The sequence below is a fragment of the Pseudomonadota bacterium genome, from assembly GCA_018242545.1.
GTDB lineage: Bacteria > Pseudomonadota > Alphaproteobacteria > 16-39-46 > 16-39-46 > 16-39-46.
Genome location: JAFEBT010000111.1, coordinates 1 through 2,379, shown reverse-complemented (window position 1 = coordinate 2,379; position 2,379 = coordinate 1). Strand labels below are relative to the sequence as shown.

At 37.1% G+C, this 2,379-nt stretch carries 3 protein-coding genes; 2 read left to right on the top strand and 1 reads right to left on the bottom strand.

Features of this window, described 5'->3' with window-relative positions:
• Positions 1 to 892, bottom strand: an 892-nt coding sequence (locus tag JSS34_08815) for a hypothetical protein (GenBank protein ID MBS0186395.1), incomplete at its 3' end; no start/stop codon positions are given.
• Positions 893 to 1,261: 369 nt separating this feature from the next.
• On the opposite strand from JSS34_08815, the gene JSS34_08810 reads away from it, so the two are divergent.
• Together JSS34_08810 and JSS34_08805 are read left to right on the top strand one after the other, a co-directional pair.
• The gene (locus tag JSS34_08810; protein MBS0186394.1) at positions 1,262 to 1,792 is read left to right on the top strand and encodes an AAA family ATPase; all 531 of its coding nucleotides are present in this window, start codon (positions 1,262 to 1,264) and stop codon (positions 1,790 to 1,792) included.
• A partial coding sequence (locus JSS34_08805) for an AAA family ATPase (GenBank protein ID MBS0186393.1) occupies positions 1,755 to 2,379 on the top strand: 625 nt, incomplete at its 3' end. The genes JSS34_08810 and JSS34_08805, both read left to right, overlap by 38 nt.

Here is a 2,379-nt window from a genome sequence, read left to right as displayed (position 1 = left end):
CAATATTGGCAGCATCGACAGCAAGGCCTGCTGCGGTTAGGGTGCCTGCAGTTGCAACATTTGCAGCATCAACGGCAACGCCTGCTGCAGTTAAGGCATTTGCTGCTGCGATATTCGCCGCATCAACAACAATAACTGCTGCGGTTAGAACGCCTGCAGTTGCAATATTGGCAGCATCGACAGCAACGCCGGCTGCAGTTAAGGCATTTGCAGCTGCAACATTTGCAGCATCAACAACAATGCCTCTTGTAAGTAAAGAAATAGCAGCTGCAATGTTTGCAGCACTCAGAGGAACTCCAGCCGCTCTAAGAGCCTGTTCAGCTGCACTTAAAGGAGCAACAGCGGCTGCCTTAGCTTTCTTAGCTTCTGGCTGAACTCCTGAAGAAGCCGCATTTGATTTTATTGCAGATTGAACGAAGGAGGGAGTTTGGCTTGATCTTGCTTCTTCTTTTGTTTCTTTTCTTTTTGCTTCAGCTTTTTTTTCTTTTTTTATAGCTTCTTTTCTTACCTTTTCTTTTTTAACTTCTTTTCTTTCTTTTTGGGCTGCTTTTTGTTTTTTACCAGTTGGTTTCTTTTCTTGTTGAGCAGCACTTTCAACATGTTTCTTTGAAGAGCGTGGCTTTGTTACTAAAGGCTCTTGAAGGGTTGGAGCGTCAGGGCCTATAAAAGGAATGTTTGAATCTTCTTCTACAACAGGGGTTTGAGGAACGGCTCTGTTGAAAGAACGTGTTGAGAGCCCAGGTTCAATGGGAGCAGGCGGAGCATTAAAGACATCTACCTGTGACGATTGTGCGCCAAAGGGACGTGTTGCATGTGTTTCTTCTCCCAAAATGCACAAAAAAGAAAGTGTAGAAATGAGCGCAGTTGTAGAAAGATAAGATTTCAATTTCATGGTAGATGAGCTCCCGACTGGTTTTATTTTTAATTGTTTGATCTGGTTATTTTAGTTGTATTTCTAACAGAGTATTCCTAATTTTTAAAGTCGACAAGAGAAAAAAACAAACAAAGTTGTTTTTTTGGATTTCAAATTATTTTTTGAGGGATTAAATTTTTGATGGCCTAAAGATTTTCTTGATTTTTTGAAAGATTTTTTGGAATGAATTTGTTCTTATTTTTTTTCAAGAATACGATCAGAAGATATAAAGATTTCATTTAAAGAGCTTTTAGTCCGGATGTTGTATGAGTTTTCTTAAGTCTTGTAGTATAAGATTAAAATATGATAAAAATCAGAAAGCTTCACACATAAAGAGGATAGCATTTTATGAAACTCCCCATTGGAGAAAGTGATTTTAGAACGATTATTGATGAGAAGTTTAATTTCGTCGATAAAACGCTTTTCATTAAAGAGATTATTGAAGAAGCGTCTAAAGTTATTCTGATCACACGCCCACGTCGCTTTGGAAAAACGCTTAATCTTTCGATGCTTCAGTATTTTTTTGCTCCAGAAGTTGATTCATTCCCAACAAAAGGACTCTTTGACGGTCTTAAAATCTCTCAGGAAGCTGTATGTGGAGACTATCAAGGTCAAGTTCCTGTTATTTCTCTTTCTTTTAAAGATGTAAAAGAAGATAATTTTGAGAATGCTTATGAAAAAATTTACCAAATTATCATTCGTCTTTATCAGAATTTTTCATACCTGCAAAAAAGTGAAAACCTTTTTGAAACGCAAAAATTATTTTATGATCGTATTTTGAGGGGAGAGGCAAGTCAGGTGGAGGTTGCAGAATCTCTGCAAGTCCTTACAGAATACCTTTTTGAACATCATAAACAAAAAACTCTTATTCTTAATTGATGAATATGACACACCTATCCATGCAGGGTATCTGAATGGATTTTATGACAAAATCGTCTCCTTCTTTCGAAACTTTTTCAGCGCGAGTCTTAAAGATAACCGCTTTTTATATAAAGCCGTTCTCACAGGAATTTTGCGTGTATCGCGGGAAAGTTTGTTTTCTGGGCTAAACCATTTAGATGTTTTTTCTGTGTTGAATTCAAAATATAGTTCTTATTTTGGATTTACAGAAGGCGAAGTTGAAGATCTTTTGAATCAAGCCCAGATGGGCGAAAAAATAACCGACGTTAAGAATTGGTATAATGGATACCACATGTCGGATGTAACGGTTTACAATCCGTGGTCAATTATTAATTTTGTTCAAAAGAGAGGGGTATTTCAGCCCTATTGGGTCAATACGTCTGATAATGAATTGATTAAAACGCTTCTAACTGGGGCAAGTTTCTCCTTTAAAGATGATTTTGAGGAGATTCTTCAAGGAAAGAGGGTTGAAAAGCTTATTGATGAGAACATTGTTTTTTCTGATCTGAATAAAGGGGATGAAAGTGCAATTTGGAGTTTATTTTTGATGACGGGATATTTGACGG

Excerpts from the sequence above, each read along its gene's own strand:
- JSS34_08810 (MBS0186394.1), top strand. The coding sequence starts at position 1,262 with ATGAAACTCCCCATTGGAGAAAGTGATTTTAGAACGATTATTGATGAG.